Below are 16,419 nucleotides of genomic sequence, written 5' to 3' on the forward strand. Positions count from 1 at the left end.
GCGGGCGCTCTTCGTGATCGCGCTGCCGGCGCTGGGCTGCGGCCAGACCAGCGTCGATCCGCCCGGCGATGGCGGCAGCGGAGGCAGCGCGGGTGCGGGTGGCGCGGCCGCGTGCACGGGCGAGCACTGGCGATCGGTCGCGCCTCCGACGGGCGCGTCAGCGCGTATCGAACACCCGGCGGTCGCGGTCAACGGCGAGGTCCTCATTTGGGGCGGGCGCGGCGAGGTTCTACGCCGCGGAGATGGGGTGCGCGTCGGTTTCGAGCAGACGCCATCCGCCGCCGTGCTTCCCGGGGCCGGCGCGCCGGCACCCCGGGTTAACCACGCACTGGCTGCCATCGGAGACAGCCTGGTGATCTGGGGTGGCGAAGGGGTCGAGGCAGGGCTCGAGGACGGGGCGCGACTGGAGCTCACCCAAGGTGCCTGGAAACCCATGTCCTCGAAGGGCCACCCCAGCCTTCGGTTACCCCTATTCGGAGTCGTCGGCACGGAACTGTTGGTATGGGGCAGCCGTGACACTGACGGACTTCCCCTGACGGACGCCGCGTTCTACGACCCCGACCTGGATAGTTGGACCAACGCCCCTTCCGCGCCGTTCGCGCTCGAGTACAACTCCCTGTTGGTCACGGCGGGCGATCAAGGCGTCTTCGCGTACGGCCGAAAGAGTGAGGCGATATCGACCTGGGCTGGCTATTTCTTCGACGCGAAGACGCGCCAGTGGAAGCTGCTTCCCGACGAGCCAGCACTCGGCGATCGAGAGGGAGCGGTGGTGGCCTGGTCACCATCCACCAAAGAAGTGCTGATCTGGGGCGGTCTCGCCGACTCGTACCAGGACAGCGGGGTTCGGTTCTCGATTCCAGAGTGGAAGTGGAGAGTCATGTCGTCGGCCGGTGCCCCAACAGCCAGAGCCCACGCGAGCGGGGCGGTGCTACCGGGCTCTGGTGCATCCGGCCGGCTCGTGGTGTTCGGCGGCGGAACGGCCTCGACCCAGCCGGCCAGCAACACTGGCGGCCTCTACGACTTGGCCACGGACACCTGGCTCCCGCTGCCGACCGACACCTGCCTACCGCCTCCACGATGGATGCACACGACCACTGTCTTCGGGGATGGGCGGCGGGCCCTGGTTTGGGGCGGAACGGGAAATGGCCTGGAGCTTCCTCCCGAACAAGGCTGGGTCCTTACACTCGACGACTGAGAGACGTCGGTCACGGCTCCGGCGTGGTCTCGCGTGTTCGCTCGGCGGCCGCAAGCAGATGATTCTGGGCGCGCAGGCTCCAGGGCCCGCGCGGGTGCTTGGCCAGGTGCGCCCGGAACAGCTGCGCCGCCGTGGCCCACTGTCCGCCGCGGTAGTGGATCACGCCCCTCGCGAACAGCCCGGGGTACTCGAGATCCAGCTTCTCGACGGCGGTCACGTGGCGTAGGTCGCTCTCGACGCGGCGCGCGCGATCCGGGTGCGCCAGCAGGAACCGATAGTAGATCCTGAGCTCGTTGGCGGTGGGCGCGAAGGCTGGCACGCCGCGCAAGCCGGTCGCCTCGCTCCAGCGCACCTTGAACAGCGCGCGTCGCTCGGCGGGGCTGGGCGGCGGCGCGTAGGAGTTTCCATCTGTCAAAACCCACCGAGTCCAAGATACGCGGCGGCGGAGCTCGGGTCGAGTGCTGCCCGCGAACCCTCGCGCGGCGGGCGTCCGACGCAGCTCGGCAGAGATTCTCCGCGTCGCCGGCTGCGCAGGGCACAGCTCCGCCTTCGGCGAGGCGCTCACCGACGTCTCACTCCTTCCCGAACCCCAACATCAACTGCTCGGGCACGCTAACGCCGACACGGGTCGCAGGCGGGGCCCTCGGGCCGAGGCCATGCTCCGCGAGCAGGCGGGTGATCTGGGCGCGGGTGTTGGCGACCTCGGCCCAGCGCATGGGCCCCGAGCAGCGCGGGCAGGTCTCCACGTCGGCGGCGAAGACGTGAGCGAGGAGCCAGGCCCACCGCTTTCGGGGTGCGGGCGCGTCGTCCGTGTCGCCGATCAGCTCGAGCTGATCGCCGCGAGCAGGCGGGGGCTTGTTCGCGGTCGCGTCGTCGAGCGCGGGCGTGGGCACGACGAGACGCCGGCGCGAGGAGTGGCTCGAGAGTACGCCGAAGTACCGGAGCAAGTGGAATCGCGGCGGGGGCACAGCAGCGACGAGCCGCGGGATGAGGTCAGCTGGCTCGAACACGAGCGCTCGCGTGCCGTCGCGCCACACCTTCTTGAACGTCAGCTCGAGCTTGCCGTCCGCGCGGCGCTCGAGGCGGTCCTGCGCGACGGGGGGGCGCGTGATGTACTTGCAGAGCCGCTCCACGCGACGGCGGTCCCGCCCGTCCACGACCTGCACGGCGTGGATGTTGATACCGCGCACCTCTGCGATGGGCTGGTCGGTCGCATCGACGGCGCGGGGGCGCGCGGGTGGGTCGGGCGAGGCGATGAGGCGAAGCGGCGGCTGGCCAGCGCGGTCGCCGCTCACGGAGAGGCCCTGCGCGGCGGCGGCGTAGCAGGCGGCCAGGCCAGGCTCGTCGAGGGCGAGCTCTGGTGGCGTGTCCTCGACGAGCTCGGGGTCGAGGCTCTTGCCGTGCGCTCGGAGGAGCTTCTCGACGCGAGCGGCGGTGCGCGCGGCCACCTCGGCGATGTCGGTTCGCGTGGGCGTGTCGAGCTCGCGAAACTCGAGCGGCGAGCGCGGGTCGTCGTTCTCGTGAACGTAAACGCCGTCGAGCACCAGCGAGTGGAAGTGGACGTTCAGGCGCAGCGCGCTGTCCGTCCTCTGCACCGCGGCCACGCCGCCCGTGTGCGCGTCTGCGACGCTCGCTAGCCCGAGCTGGCGCTTCGCTCGCCAGCGCAGTGAGCGGTCCACCTCTGCCATGAACGCGCTCACCACCTCGGCGCAGAGCTTCCGGTCGTAGCCGAGCAAGGCTCGCAGTCCCCAGGGCAGTGAGCATCATCTTCGGGCGCCACCACTGCCGGGACCGGCTCACGGCGGCCGCTCGAGCGGTGCTTTCGCCGGAGAAGGCGGCGACGTTCACCCCGTACGATCTCCGACACTCGCGGGCGACGGAGTGGGCGGAGTCGGGGAACCTGGTCGGCGTCGCATTCTTGCTCGGGCACAAGCACATCAGCACCACGAATCGGTACACGAGGCCAAACGAGGCGGCGGCGAGGAGGGTGCTGGGCGTGAAGGACTCGGCGGTGCTGCAGTGGACGCTTTCAGGCCGAATTGCGGCGTGACAGCGTGACAGCGGTCTGCCAGAAACAGCTCAGCTCCACAACTCCCATGCCAGCGGGCACAGGCATGCGCGAAACTCCGGCAGTCGAGCTGACGACACCTCGCAGAGATCCACTTGCGCCGACGCTACCGGGATGAACGCGCATCGCCACAGCTACCGCAGCGGTGGGAATCGGCTCGATTGACAATGCCGCAGCGACATCGCCAGCGGGTGAACTGCCCGACTGAAACGGCCCCTTTCGCAAGTCGAAGCAAGACATCCGTGCGATCGCAGATCGACAGTGCTAGCGGAAGGCACTCATCTGCAGCAAGCAGTGGTTGGATGATCTCACGAGGCAGAGAATCGTCGAGTGGGAAAGAGTTGTCCACGACCGCGTAGAGCCTGTCTGCGGTCAGCTGTGCGACTTCGAAGAGTGCGTCCAGGTGGTGCCCGAGCGCGCCCGCAGGACCCCGACCCCGCACCTCTCTCTCAATGATCGCGGTCCTCTCTGCCGCAGTTTCCAGCGGTGGCGACTTGGATTCGTCGGGGAGATGAGAGCGGAGCAGCTGACATACTAGACGCGAGCCAAATGAAGCGTACGTCAGTGCGTCGCCGGCGAGTGTCACGCTTGCTGCGATCTCCTCGTCAGGGTACGGCGGCTCCGCGGGCAGGACCACCAGCGATTGCAGCAGCCGAACCAGGGTCTTGTACCCTGCGATGTCGTAGTCGCGCACCTTCGGAATCGCGAGCGCAAGCGCCGCGGCTGGATCTGACTCACAAGCCAGCGCGAACCCCGCCACCCAAGGTTCCGTGTCAATCAGCGCGGTCCGCATTGGCGTGCAGCATTATCACCCAATGACGCGATTCCGGCCAATGGACACGTCGCACACCAGGCAAGTCCGTCAAACGGTCCGCTCGGCTACTCTTCCGCGGCGGTCGGCGGGTCGTCCCTTGGGTTGCGCCGGCGCTGTTCTTCCTTGAGAAGGAGGTCTGCGATCGCTGCTGCCGTCTCCGCAAGTTGCTTCAGCGCGTCGACGCTGGTGCCAAGAAAGCGCCCGCCGTCATCATGGTGGAGTAGCCCGGTAGTCGCAGCCGCGGCGTATTCGGTCCACGAACGTAGGTCGCCAGGCGCTACGGGTTCTGGACGGTACCTCTTGGAAGGCATGTCGAAGCCTATCAGGAGCCCCGACGCATGCGTAGAAACGTGGCGCTGCCCGAGCTCGTTCGCGCGGAATGACTGGTAGTATCAAGCCGTGGGGCTCCCGAGGCTGTCCCGTGGTCAGGTGATCGGCGACGACTTCAGGGTCGAGCGCTTGGTCGGCGCCGGGGGAATGGGGGCCATCTATCTCGCGCGACAGCTGAGCACTGGGCGTAAGCGAGCTTTGAAGCTCATGCAAGTCGACCTTGCCGATGACCCGAAGCTGCGGGGGCGGTTCGCCCAGGAAGCGTCGGTCGGTTCTCGGATCAAGAGCGAACACGTCGTTGAGGTGGTCGCCGCGGGGCTCGACGAGAAGACCGGGTTCCCCTGGCTCGCAATGGAGTACCTTGAGGGCGAGGACCTCTGGGCACACCTGGGGAAGCGCGGACCGCTCGGTTCTTCGGAAGTGCTTGATGTTCTCAGGCAGGTCTGTCACGCGCTCGGTGCGGCCCACGGCGTGGGCATCGTTCACCGTGATCTGAAGCCCGCGAACATCTTCCTCTCCCGGAGCAACCGCGCGGACGTCGCCTTCACCGTCAAGGTTCTGGACTTCGGTCTCGCGAAAGCTGTCGCCGATACGACCACGATGACGGAGCCGATCGGCACTCTGCTCTACATGGCTCCCGAGCAACTGCGTGGACACGGAATTTGCCCGGCGACCGACGTGTGGGCACTGGGCCTCATCGCCTTTGAACTGCTGACGGCCAAAGAGTACTGGCTGACAGCGCAGGGGCCGGCGGGGTTGGGGGCCATCGCCGACGAAATCAAGCAAGGCATCATCATCCCTGCAAGCGAGCGCGCGCGGGAGCTCGGCGCCCCCGATTTCCTGCCTCCCGGATTCGACCAGTGGCGCGTAGGAGTTTCCATCTGTCAAAACCCACCGAGTCCAAGATACGCGGCGGCGGAGCTCGGGTCGAGTGCTGCCCGCGAACCCTCGCGCGGCGGGCGTCCGACGGCGCGTAGGAGTTTCCATCTGTCAAAACCCACCGAGTCCAAGATACGCGGCGGCGGAGCTCGGGTCGAGTGCTGCCCGCGAACCCTCGCGCGGCGGGCGTCCGACGCAGCTCGGCAGAGATTCTCCGCGTCGCCGGCTGCGCAGGGCACAGCTCCGCCTTCGGCGAGGCGCTCACCGACGTCTCACTCCTTCCCGAACCCCAACATCAACTGCTCGGGCACGCTAACGCCGACACGGGTCGCAGGCGGGGCCCTCGGGCCGAGGCCATGCTCCGCGAGCAGGCGGGTGATCTGGGCGCGGGTGTTGGCGACCTCGGCCCAGCGCATGGGCCCCGAGCAGCGCGGGCAGGTCTCCACGTCGGCGGCGAAGACGTGAGCGAGGAGCCAGGCCCACCGCTTTGGGGTGCGGGCGCGTCGTCCGTGTCGCCGATCAGCTCGAGCTGATCGCCGCGAGCAGGCGGGGCTTGTTCGCGGTCGCGTCGTCGAGCGCGGGCGTGGGCACGACGAGACGCCGGCGCGAGGTGGCTCGAGTACGCCGAAGTACCGGAGCAAGTGGAATCGCGGCGGGGCACAGCAGCGACGAGCCGCGGATGAGGTCAGCTGGCTCGAACACGAGCGCTCGCGTGCCGTCGCGCCACACCTTCTTGAACGTCAGCTCGAGCTTGCCGTCCGCGCGGCGCTCGAGGCGGTCCTGCGCGACGGGGGGCGCGTGATGTACTTGCAGAGCCGCTCCACGCGACGGCGGTCCCGCCCGTCCACGACCTGCACGGCGTGGATGTTGATACCGCGCACCTCTGCGATGGGCTGGTCGGTCGCATCGACGGCGCGGGGCGCGCGGGTGGGTCGGGCGAGGCGATGAGGCGAAGCGGCGGCTGGCCAGCGCGGTCGCCGCTCACGGAGAGCCCCTGCGCGGCGGCGGCGTAGCAGGCGGCCAGGCCAGGCTCGTCGAGGGCGAGCTCTGGTGGCGTGTCCTCGACGAGCTCGGGGTCGAGGCTCTTGCCGTGCGCTCGGAGGAGCTTCTCGACGCGAGCGGCGGTGCGCGCGGCCACCTCGGCGATGTCGGTTCGCGTGGGCGTGTCGAGCTCGCGAAACTCGAGCGGCGAGCGCGGGTCGTCGTTCTCGTGAACGTAAACGCCGTCGAGCACCAGCGAGTGGAAGTGGACGTTCAGGCGCAGCGCGCTGTCCGTCCTCTGCACCGCGGCCACGCCGCCCGTGTGCGCGTCTGCGACGCTCGCTAGCCCGAGCTGGCGCTTCGCTCGCCAGCGCAGTGAGCGGTCCACCTCTGCCATGAACGCGCTCACCACCTCGGCGCAGAGCTTCCGGTCGTAGCCGAGCAAGGCTCGCAGTCCCCAGGGCAGTGAGCAGATCAATGGCGAATGGGCACGCGCGGCAGGACGCTCTGCTCCAGGTGGACGGCGGTGTCCGCCATCCGCCGACCGAGGCAGGAGGGGCAGAATCCGCGCTGTTTGCAGGAGAAGGCGACGAGCTCGGAGTAGCCGCACTCGCGACAGACCAGATGCAGACACCCGTGCTCGAGACGCCCGCAGCGAAGGTACTCCTCGAACTCCTTCACCACGAAGCGCGGCAGTCCGCCGTGCTCCTCCGCGCGCTCGAGGAACGCCGGCCAGTGCTCCGCCACCGTCTGGTAGAGCACGGTCCTCTCCGGCCGGTGGCGGAAGCGCGAGCGCTCGGGCTGTGCGAGCGCATGTGCAGGGGCCCACGCCACTGCCGCCTCAGCGAGCGGCGTGCCAGCCAGGTGAACCCAAAACCCCGCTGTTTCGCTCGCTCACAAGGTGGCGAAGTGGCGAACTCAGGTGGCGATCGACGCGCTTCGTGACACCCGGGCTGGTGGTCACCTTGATTCTGAACGGCTTCCCAACATCAAGCCCCACGAGGGCCTGTGCGATGGCCGGCATCAGGTCTTGAGGAAGTCGCTCATGGGGACAGCAGCGGTTCGAGCCCTGGCAGCCCATCCCCTCGGTGTCCGGCGCTCGCGGACAAGGTGGGGGTGGCCCCTACACGGTGAAGCTGGGCGGCAAGCAGGTCGAGCTCGACTCGCTGATCACGTTCCCCGTGCAGCAATACCTGAACCAAGGCGGTGTGGGGTGTGATCGGCGCCAACGTGATGCGCAACTTCGCGGTGACACTCGACGACGCACGCTCCAGGTTCTGGCTCGACGACCAACGGGACGAAAGCGCGCTGCTCGCCTGCACGCATGCCAAGGCTGCCCCGGCCGAAGTCTCTTACGTCGAAGCGGACTACTTGTTCGTGCCCGGCAAGGCCGAGCACAAACCAGGTGGTTCTTGGTCGACACCGGGGCCTCTCTCGGGGCGATGCCCAAGTCGGTCTTCGCCGAGCTGCAGAAGGCTCACCCCGGCCGGCGCTGGACGGCTTCTACCTCCGGCTGCCGTCGGCACTTTCTGGGCGCAGCTGACCGCCGTCGGCGCCCTCGAGGTCGCGGGGCACAAGGTCGAGCACATCGTGACGCGCACCATCGACGACGCGATGATTCCGACCCCCAGCTGGACGCGCCCTTTCTGGGCGTGCTTCCCACCAGGTATTTGCGGCATTTCCTCATGACCGTCGACTACCCCGCCGGCAAGCTGCGGCTCGACGGGTATGCGGACCTGCCGCCGCGGGAGCCCGACAGCTTCTTCGCGCTGGGCATCGGGTTCGAGCAGGTGACCTCGCCACCCATCCATGTGACGCAGGTGCTGCCGGGCAGCAGCGCCGCGGACGAAGGCATCGCCGTCGGCGACGAGCTGGTGAAGGTCGGCGGCGCGGACTTCGCCAGCCTGACGCCCTATCAGCGCCCGTGGGCGATGATCGATCAGAGCGAGCACACCGCCGTGCCGGTGACGGTGCCCGAGCAGGCAAGACGATCTCGGTCACGCTCGAGACCCGCAAGCTGCTCACCGATCCGAAGCTGGACTAGAGTGCACCGCCGCACAGGCGTGTCATTGCCCGCGCACGCGGTCGAGCTGGTTCCGTAGCTCGGCCCGTGGGCGACGAGCCCATTCTGCCGTACCCGCTCGAGGCTCGACGTCGCGCGCCAGTGACTCCAGCGTGCGCGCGCCGACGTTCGAGGCCGAGCCAGCGACCACGTGGGCGATGCGGCGCAGGGCCACCGCGTCGGCGCTCTCGGCCGCCCGCTCCAGGTCGCTGAGCCGCGCGCCCATGTCCTCGACGAACACGGCGCAAACGTCGGCCAGCACCGCCGCGTCTCCGCCGCTCAGATCCTCGAGCCGCCGAACGTCCAGAGCGTCGCTGCCAGGGTCTTCGGGCAGCGCGGGCTTCGAGACAGCAGGGGCCGGCCCCGCCGCGAGCCACCGCTCGAGCGTGGCGCCGACTTCGGCTAGGGTGAAGGGCTTGGTCAGATAGTCGTTCATGCCCGAGCGCAGGCATTTCTCGCGGTCCCCGGGCACGGCGCTGGCGGTCAGCGCGATCACCGGCAGCGCAGTCCTGTCGTAGCCCAGCTCGCGCAGCCGTGCGGTGGTCGAATAGCCGTCGAGCAGCGGCATCTGGCAGTCCATGATCACCGCGTCGAACGTACCGACCCCCAGGGCGTCGATCACCTCCAGACCGTTGTGGGCGATTTCCACCGCGTGACCCAGGCGCTCGATCGTCTTCTTCAGAATCACCTGGGTGAAGAAGTTGTCTTCGGCGATCAAGATCCGCCTCCGAGCACCGCTGCTGGGGGTGAGCGGTGGCGGCGGCCGGATGAGGCTAGCCACGATCCTCCGCCCGGTTTATATGCATTGCCGATAATCGTAAGGTTTCCGCCCGTGTCCACGGTAAGGAGATCGGTTCTGGCGCTCGTGGCCTCATACCGAGAAAAACGAATGGTCTTTCCTCCGACATTGGGGATACCGAGGATAAGAGTGTGCGGTTCCATAAACACACCCCAACGACCCAGACCCGCATATGCTCCCGATGTAAACGCGTCCCAGCCGCGCGTAATAAGCGGGCTGTCCGCAGCATTCAACACAACGCCGCGATACCCGCTCGAATAAATGTCTGTTCCGCTGTACACGCCATACCCGTTACCTCCAAGGGCGCCCCATGCGCCCGTATCCGATTCCGAACCGAATGCGCCGTACACATTTCCATACGTTACGGATCCGTACGATGATCCTCTGCCAAAAGCGCGGAACCGGCAATGCCAGCTGCGCAGGTCCCCGCTCCTCCGCATTGATCGGTTGTATATGCGGCAAGACCGTTTTGCGTACCTTCAATATACGCCCCATTCGTTCCGCCATATGAGACAAACCCTGTCCCTCCGCCGTATGCGCGCACGCCAAAGGATCCTGCGCCGCCTGTAGGCCGAAAATCTCCAGCGATCAGATTTCCTTCCGCATACACGCCGATACTGCCGGACGGCAACGCACGCGCCCGAACAGCGATGGAGTTATTTTGGTTGGTCTCGGCCCAAATACCCGTACCCTGTCCGTTAAACACGCCGGCTGTTGCCCCTGTTCCGGAAACTCCGGCTCCCAGCACGCCAAGCTCGCCGTTATAGCCGAAAGGGCCATAGAACTGCCCTGCTTTTGCCAAAGCTCCATTCGTCGCCACCGCCTGAAGAGCTGTTCCTGACACGGCAGTATTCAAGAATGCTCCCGTTGTAAGCGTAGCGTCGCCCGCATTCGCGAGAATTGCATAATTCGGATCGGCCAAAAGAACACTGTTATTAGAGGTGTGCGTAAACAGAGCACCTTGGGAAACGAGTGAACCTTGGTTCTGCGCGGATATATTAAGGCCTCTGCACGGGGTGGTATCGCCATCCGGACAATAGCCCACATAACCCCCTACGCGCTGATTTCCTGTGCCCGATGTATTCGCCGTAAAACTCAAGGCTCCGATCTGCGGAATAAAGGTAAGCGAACGGTCCACGATTCCGCTGCGTCTTCCGTCCATATACGCTGCCCGCCACGATGGCCCCGCCGTATTGTTTAAGCGAATCTGCATGGCATTTTGACCCACATTCGGTCCAACCGCGTCCGTAAAGAATTTGAGCGTTTGCGTTTCCGCTGGATCAGAAATGAATTCCATGAAGTTATCGTACGTTCCGTCCCAGCTGCCCGTCCGGAATACATTCGTGGATGCCGGCCGCTGAACCTGAAAATTGCCTCCGGCCCAGAGCGTTTTTGCAACGACCTGGTTATTGGGGACCAGAAGGTCTCCGGTCATCGTATCCCCCGCCGTATCAACCCAAATATCTGAAACCGCTGTTCCTGTGGGCCATGTGGTGCGGCAGGGAGTCGTAGGATCATTCACTAAACAGATCTGATTCACGCTGACCTTCCCGTCAAGATAACCTCCGGACTTTCCTTTGACATCAATGTCGCCATAAAGCCCCAATGTAAAACCAGTAGCGCCAGTCCCCCAGTTCCCCATATTAATAAGTGTACTTCCAGAGCCGTTGGCCTGAACCGCCTTTCCGCTGTTGATAAATGAAATGTTACCTGCGGCCTGAACAGAATTTCCAGTATTTACCCCAATAAACTCATCTGCCGTGCCCTGACCACTTACTCTGAAATTTCCGGCTTGCTGTGTTGGCGCACCCGGCTGAAGCCACACGGGGCCCAGCGTATTACCCGAAGGCGGATTCGAGGGTGCTCCTACCCATGCCGCGTGAGCCATCGTAGCCGCGCCTAAACCAAATGCCATGACCATCGTCGATATAAAAAGACGGGATTTCATATTGGCGAAAGTATACCATAAAGAATGGGGCGGCTCACCTTTCGGTGTGCCGCCCCATTTGAGGAGAGTCCCCCGCAGTTCGGCGAAGCCGAACGTAGGGGGGATTACTGACAGGTCCCCGTGGATACCATGCCCTGGTCTGGATTCTCGCCGTAGCTCGCAACGATGACAGAGTTCGTTCCCGGAACCGGGAACACGCTCGTCACCGCCATGGCGATGCTATCGACGGACTTCTCCGTCCAGGAGCCGAGGCTCAGCTCGCTCAACCTGGCGGAACCCGCCTGCTGGGGCTTGACCGTACCGCCCACAAGGCACGCGCCGTCATGCGGCATCCACGCCGCACTCTCGATCTCGGTCACGCTGCTGTTGTAGCGCGACCAGTTCTGAAGATCGGACGTCGAAAGGCGAACGCCCTTGAGATTGGGCTGATTGCCGTACGCGCCGACCACCATGACCTGGCTGTTCGTCCCGCTGACAGCCCCGAAGACTTTTACGTCGAACGGGATGTTCGCAGAAACGTCCGTCCAGCTTGAGCCGTTCCAATGCCACAACAGTGCACCGTTCCAGTCACAGACCGAGCCGACGCAGGCCTGCGTCCCTCCAGCCGCATATACATCCGAAGCATTTCTGCCCCAGAGGCGATACACGACCGTCGGAGGGCTGTGCGTGGGAAGCGTCGTCTCCTTCCAGGTCGATCCTGACAAACGCAAGATCTTTACGTCCTGCTTTGAGCTGATGTAGTGATCGACCGAAACGAAGACGTTCTGTCCGTCCGCCGCCCAGATCGACCGCACCAGCCCATCACCGACTGCCCAGGGGAACGTCGTATCCTCGACCAATGCACCCTGGTTCACACGGTGCAGAAGCTTCGCACGAGCTGCTCCAATCGTTGGCGCCCACGAGCCGCCGAACCAGACGTCGTTCACGCTGGTACCGTACACGGCCTGGAAGTTGCTCCAGGTACCGCTTGTTGCAGGCAGGGTCATGAACGACCAGCTAGACCCGTTGAAGTGGACGATGCGGCCCTGCGACGGGCTCGTCGCATAGTCGTAGCCGACCACGTACATGTCGTTGGCCGAGGAAGCCCAGATGTCGCCCGTCACATCCAGCCCCGAAGGGAAGGATGTGTCGCGCGTGAAGGAGGAGCAGCTGAAGGCCTGCGGCGAACCGCCGCTGCCTCCCGTGCCGCCCGTTCCCGACGTTCCGCCTGTACCACCAGCGTCGCCACCGGTGCCTCCGGTGTTTCCGCCGGATCCGGACGTTCCGCCTGTACCACCAGCGTCGCCACCAGTGCCTCCGGTGTTTCCACCGGATCCAGACGTTCCGCCTGACCCGGAGGTACCACCAGTTGACCCCCCGGATCCCGAGGCGCCACCTGTCGAACCGCCAGTGCCGGAAGTACCACCGCTCCCTGACGTGCCGCCAGTGCCTCCGGTGTTTCCGCCGGATCCGGACGTTCCGCCCGACCCGGAGGTACCACCAGTTGACCCCCCGGATCCCGAGGCGCCACCTGTCGAACCGCCAGTGCCGGAAGTACCACCGCTCCCTGACGTGCCGCCAGTGCCTCCGGTGTTTCCACCAGTGCCGCCTGTGGACGAACCGCCTGCGCCCGAGCTTCCACCCGACCCAGAGGTTCCGCCAGTTCCGGCATCCGTTGAGCTGCAGGGAGGTCCCTGCGTACCGGTGGATGACCATGACCAGACCGTGCCATTGCATGAGAGCGTTCCGGGAACGCCTTCGCTGCAGTAGTGGCAGTTTTGGTAGTCCTGAAGAGCGCACGGCTTTTTGTCGAAGAATGACTCGGGGTCGTACACCTTTGACGCGCAGTTGCCCGTATTCGCGCAGCTTGTGCAAAGCGTCCATTGAACGGCGCTCGCATCCGCATCGGCATCCGTGCCGCTGTCGGGCTTCCGCCGCTTCCTCCCCGTCCGGGGCTCGCCGCCGGTGCCGGAATCCGACCCGGCAATGCCGCCTGTTGCGCCTGTACCGGCCTGACCGGAAATGCCGCCGCTCCCCCGCCGCTCGGGGTTCCGCCGACGCCTGCTTCACAGCCATTGGACAGGGTGCATTGCGCGCCCCTGTGCCGCCGCTTGCCGAGCTTCCGCCCGCGCCCCCACGGAAGAGCCGGCAATGCCGCCGCTCCCGTCCGGTTTCGTCGCATCCGCCGGATCGTCGCCAGAGCAAGCCCAGGCGACCAAGCCGAATGCGACGGCCCAAAGCGCTTTTGCGCTCATCGTCGTCTGATACTTGTTCGTCACGATTGCCTCCGTTGATTTTCGAAACCTGTGTTGTTGTGAAGGTAAACCGCTTTTTCGGCGGCTGTCCGGCTTATCCGGACATATCCCGATTGGTCGGGACCCATACCTGCCCCTACTTAAAGGCAGATAGCGCATTTCATCAGGTTTTTGTGAAAATGTCATCAGTTTGCCATTCTCGCCGCCTGCTACGCATATTCAATATACCATTGTCGTTTATTTGGTAATGTGGAAGTCTTTCGCTAATGGTAGTACGTAGGAAATGATGAGTAGTTAGGGGTTACGGGTTTCAGGCGCATGACTCATGACCCACGTCAACGTCCAACGTACCCTTCTTCCGACTCCCACCCCCTCATACCCCACGACTCACAACCTACGCGCTACCCTACTTTCTGCTATACTGTTTTATATGAATGGCGAATCATCATCCAGCGCATCACGAAAATCCTTATCGTGCTCGCGCTTCTTTTATTATCGTTGCTCTTGTGCTTGTTATTCTTCAGAGCACAATCCTCAAGCAAGGAACGGTGGGAAACCAAGTTCCCCAAGACGTCGGCGAAACAGAGTCCCCGGCGCCTGATGCGAATCTTCAAAATATATCGACCAGGCAGGTCAAACGCCGCCTCCCGTAAAACCTGACCCGAACCCGCCGGAACCGATTGAAAACCTTCCTCTGCACAAACAATACCGTGCCGCCGAATCCGGATACGGACATTCGAACAGGGGAGCAGTCCATCAGATGCGCAGTAAAAAACCGCCCGTTAACAGGGCGGTTTTTCATATCCCATCAATCCCCGAATGCAATTCCACGAATGTAGGTCAGAACAACGCAAGGATGTCATTTGTTGCAGTCCTGTATGGGGAACGAAAACCATCATTCATGTATTCTTAAAATTCACGCTCACGTACCTCCGCCGTCTGCCACTCGAAACCTGAATCCGATTCTTCAATCCGTATAGGCTGCACCTCACCTATGGGTAGGTGAACGGATTCCGTGGAATCAGTCTGCAATACTCTTGTTTCAAAATCGCGTACGGATGTCGGCGCGAATTCAATCATTCCCGGAGGGTAATATACACGCCGTCGTCCTCGATTTTCCACGGCATCTTCCGCATCATTGCTGCTCGACGAATAAGAAGATTCTCATATGTCCTCCGACGCCGTTCATCCATTTTTCAATGCGTTCTCCCAAATTTCTCCGAGCTCCCCGTTTCATAAGACGCTCAACCTTGGCATTCTCTCCGTTCCCGCCGGCAGAAAGGACGCGTTCGATAAGCTTGGCATGCTGAAGCTCGGCTTGTGCAACCATTTGGTCATGCTGATTTTGTAAGGGAGGAGGAAGCTTTTCCCCGATATCTATCGCCTCCTGCATGGCGCGCATCATGCGCTCGATGTCCTGCGGACCAATGCGCATTCGTCGTACTTCCATAAGCTCCGCTTCGCGGACGCGACGGAGAAGTATTTTTCGTTCAAGGTTGGCGCGATGGGTATTAGAAAATGCGATGCGCTCCTCGACGCGCGTAGGAGTTTCCATCTGTCAAAACCCACCGAGTCCAAGATACGCGGCGGCGGAGCTCGGGTCGAGTGCTGCCCGCGAACCCTCGCGCGGCGGGCGTCCGACGCAGCTCGGCAGAGATTCTCCGCGTCGCCGGCTGCGCAGGGCACAGCTCCGCCTTCGGCGAGGCGCTCACCGACGTCTCACTCCTTCCCGAACCCCAACATCAACTGCTCGGGCACGCTAACGCCGACACGGGTCGCAGGCGGGGCCCTCGGGCCGAGGCCATGCTCCGCGAGCAGGCGGGTGATCTGGGCGCGGGTGTTGGCGACCTCGGCCCAGCGCATGGGCCCCGAGCAGCGCGGGCAGGTCTCCACGTCGGCGGCGAAGACGTGAGCGAGGAGCCAGGCCCACCGCTTTCGGGGTGCGGGCGCGTCGTCCGTGTCGCCGATCAGCTCGAGCTGATCGCCGCGAGCAGGCGGGGCTTGTTCGCGGTCGCGTCGTCGAGCGCGGGCGTGGGCACGACGGACGCCGGCGCGAGTGGTGGCTCGAGAGTACGCCAGTACCGGAGCAAGTGGAATCGCGGCGGGGGCACAGCAGCGACGAGCCGCGGGATGAGGTCAGCTGGCTCGAACACGAGCGCTCGCGTGCCGTCGCGCCACACTTCAGCTTGAACGTCAGCTCGAGCTTGCCGTCCGCGCGGCGCTCGAGGCGGTCCTGCGCGACGGGGGGCGCGTGATGTACTTGCAGAGCCGCTCCACGCGACGGCGGTCCCGCCGTCCACGACCTGCACGGCGTGGATGTTGATACCGCGCACCTCTGCGATGGGCTGGTCGGTCGCATCGACGGCGCGGGGCGCGCGGGTGGGTCGGGCGAGGCGATGAGGCGAAGCGGCGGCTGGCCAGCGCGGTCGCCGCTCACGGGAGGCCCTGCGCGGCGGCGGCGTAGCAGGCGGCCAGGCCAGGCTCGTCGAGGGCGAGCTCTGGTGGCGTGTCCTCGACGAGCTCGGGGTCGAGGCTCTTGCCGTGCGCTCGGAGGAGCTTCTCGACGCGAGCGGCGGTGCGCGCAGCCACCTCGGCGATGTCGGTTCGCGTGGGCGTGTCGAGCTCGCGAAACTCGAGCGGCGAGCGCGGGTCGTCGTTCTCGTGAACGTAAACGCCGTCGAGCACCAGCGAGTGGAAGTGGACGTTCAGGCGCAGCGCGCTGTCCGTCCTCTGCACCGCGGCCACGCCGCCCGTGTGCGCGTCTGCGACGCTCGCTAGCCCGAGCTGGCGCTTCGCTCGCCAGCGCAGTGAGCGGTCCACCTCTGCCATGAACGCGCTCACCACCTCGGCGCAGAGCTTCCGGTCGTAGCCGAGCAAGGCTCGCAGTCCCAGGGCGGTGAGCAGATCCAATGGCGAATGGGCACGCGCGGCAGGACGCTCTGCTCCAGAGTGGACGGCGGTGTCCGCCATCCGCCGACCGAGGCAGGAGGGCAGAATCCGCGCTGTTTGCAGGAGAAGGCGACGAGCTCAGGTAGCCGCACTCGCGACAGACCAGATGCAGACACCCGTGCTCGAGACGCCCGCAGCGAAGGTACTCCTCGAACTCCTT

At 64.9% G+C, this 16,419-nt stretch carries 17 protein-coding genes; 5 read left to right on the forward strand and 12 right to left on the reverse strand.

What is annotated here, in order from left to right:
• Positions 1-13: 13 nt before the first annotated feature.
• Positions 14-1,195: a hypothetical protein gene (locus HS104_16645; GenBank protein ID MBE7481595.1), complete on the forward strand. Its 1,182-nt coding sequence runs from the start codon at positions 14-16 to the stop codon at positions 1,193-1,195.
• Between the two features lie 10 nt (positions 1,196-1,205).
• On the opposite strand, the gene HS104_16650 is transcribed toward HS104_16645, so the two are convergent.
• Positions 1,206-1,610: a hypothetical protein gene (locus HS104_16650; GenBank protein MBE7481596.1), complete on the reverse strand. Its 405-nt coding sequence runs from the start codon at positions 1,608-1,610 to the stop codon at positions 1,206-1,208.
• A 157-nt stretch (positions 1,611-1,767) separates the two neighbouring features.
• Positions 1,768-2,931 carry a transposase gene (locus tag HS104_16655; protein MBE7481597.1) on the reverse strand — a complete coding sequence of 388 codons (1,164 nt, stop codon included), beginning with the start codon at positions 2,929-2,931 and terminating at the stop codon, positions 1,768-1,770.
• 20 nt (positions 2,932-2,951) lie between these two features.
• Between HS104_16655 and HS104_16660 the strand changes: the two genes are divergently transcribed.
• A complete protein-coding gene (locus HS104_16660; GenBank protein MBE7481598.1) occupies positions 2,952-3,245 on the forward strand; it encodes a tyrosine-type recombinase/integrase in 294 nt (97 codons plus the stop codon).
• A gap of 124 nt (positions 3,246-3,369) precedes the next feature.
• Here HS104_16660 and HS104_16665 read toward each other — a convergent pair whose 3' ends face one another.
• Positions 3,370-4,056, reverse strand: coding sequence for a hypothetical protein (locus tag HS104_16665; GenBank protein ID MBE7481599.1), 687 nt, complete (start codon positions 4,054-4,056; stop codon positions 3,370-3,372).
• Positions 4,057-4,506: 450 nt separating this feature from the next.
• Here HS104_16665 and HS104_16670 point away from each other — a divergent pair, with 450 nt between their 5' ends.
• Positions 4,507-5,751, forward strand: a complete 1,245-nt coding sequence (locus tag HS104_16670; protein ID MBE7481600.1) for a serine/threonine protein kinase — start codon at positions 4,507-4,509, stop codon at positions 5,749-5,751.
• Positions 5,752-5,971: 220 nt separating this feature from the next.
• Here HS104_16670 and HS104_16675 read toward each other — a convergent pair whose 3' ends face one another.
• Together HS104_16675 and HS104_16680 are read right to left on the reverse strand one after the other, a co-directional pair.
• On the reverse strand, positions 5,972-6,745 hold the full coding sequence (locus HS104_16675) for a transposase (GenBank protein MBE7481601.1): 774 nt from the start codon (positions 6,743-6,745) through the stop codon (positions 5,972-5,974).
• Positions 6,742-7,029 (reverse strand): transposase zinc-binding domain-containing protein, encoded by a 288-nt coding sequence (locus HS104_16680; protein ID MBE7481602.1) that lies wholly within the window; start codon positions 7,027-7,029, stop codon positions 6,742-6,744. Before HS104_16680 ends, HS104_16675 begins: the two co-directional genes overlap by 4 nt.
• Positions 7,030-7,482: 453 nt before the next feature.
• On the opposite strand from HS104_16680, the gene HS104_16685 reads away from it, so the two are divergent.
• Both HS104_16685 and HS104_16690 read left to right on the forward strand, forming a co-directional pair.
• The gene (locus tag HS104_16685) at positions 7,483-7,956 is read left to right on the forward strand and encodes a hypothetical protein (protein MBE7481603.1); all 474 of its coding nucleotides are present in this window, start codon (positions 7,483-7,485) and stop codon (positions 7,954-7,956) included.
• A complete protein-coding gene (locus HS104_16690) occupies positions 7,953-8,369 on the forward strand; it encodes a PDZ domain-containing protein (protein MBE7481604.1) in 417 nt (138 codons plus the stop codon). Before HS104_16685 ends, HS104_16690 begins: the two co-directional genes overlap by 4 nt.
• Here the strand turns inward: HS104_16690 and HS104_16695 are convergent.
• The 7 genes from HS104_16695 to HS104_16725 form a co-directional block, all read right to left on the reverse strand.
• Positions 8,334-9,047, reverse strand: coding sequence for a response regulator (locus HS104_16695; protein MBE7481605.1), 714 nt, complete (start codon positions 9,045-9,047; stop codon positions 8,334-8,336). The two genes, HS104_16690 and HS104_16695, sit on opposite strands and share 36 nt — an antisense overlap.
• A 442-nt stretch (positions 9,048-9,489) precedes the next feature.
• Positions 9,490-11,076 (reverse strand): hypothetical protein, encoded by a 1,587-nt coding sequence (locus tag HS104_16700; protein ID MBE7481606.1) that lies wholly within the window; start codon positions 11,074-11,076, stop codon positions 9,490-9,492.
• Positions 11,077-11,180: 104 nt separating this feature from the next.
• Entirely contained in the window at positions 11,181-12,179 is a 999-nt protein-coding gene (locus tag HS104_16705) for a hypothetical protein (GenBank protein ID MBE7481607.1), read from the reverse strand.
• A gap of 2,266 nt (positions 12,180-14,445) precedes the next feature.
• Entirely contained in the window at positions 14,446-14,865 is a 420-nt protein-coding gene (locus tag HS104_16710; GenBank protein MBE7481608.1) for a hypothetical protein, read from the reverse strand.
• Between the two features lie 164 nt (positions 14,866-15,029).
• Positions 15,030-15,173, reverse strand: coding sequence for a hypothetical protein (locus tag HS104_16715; GenBank protein MBE7481609.1), 144 nt, complete (start codon positions 15,171-15,173; stop codon positions 15,030-15,032).
• Positions 15,174-15,277: 104 nt separating this feature from the next.
• Positions 15,278-15,490: a transposase gene (locus HS104_16720; protein ID MBE7481610.1), complete on the reverse strand. Its 213-nt coding sequence runs from the start codon at positions 15,488-15,490 to the stop codon at positions 15,278-15,280.
• A 253-nt stretch (positions 15,491-15,743) separates the two neighbouring features.
• Positions 15,744-16,220: a transposase gene (locus tag HS104_16725; GenBank protein ID MBE7481611.1), complete on the reverse strand. Its 477-nt coding sequence runs from the start codon at positions 16,218-16,220 to the stop codon at positions 15,744-15,746.
• Positions 16,221-16,419 lie beyond the last annotated feature (199 nt).

The sequence above is a fragment of the Polyangiaceae bacterium genome (genome assembly GCA_015075635.1).
Classification (GTDB): Bacteria; Myxococcota_A; Polyangia; order Polyangiales; family Polyangiaceae; genus JADJKB01.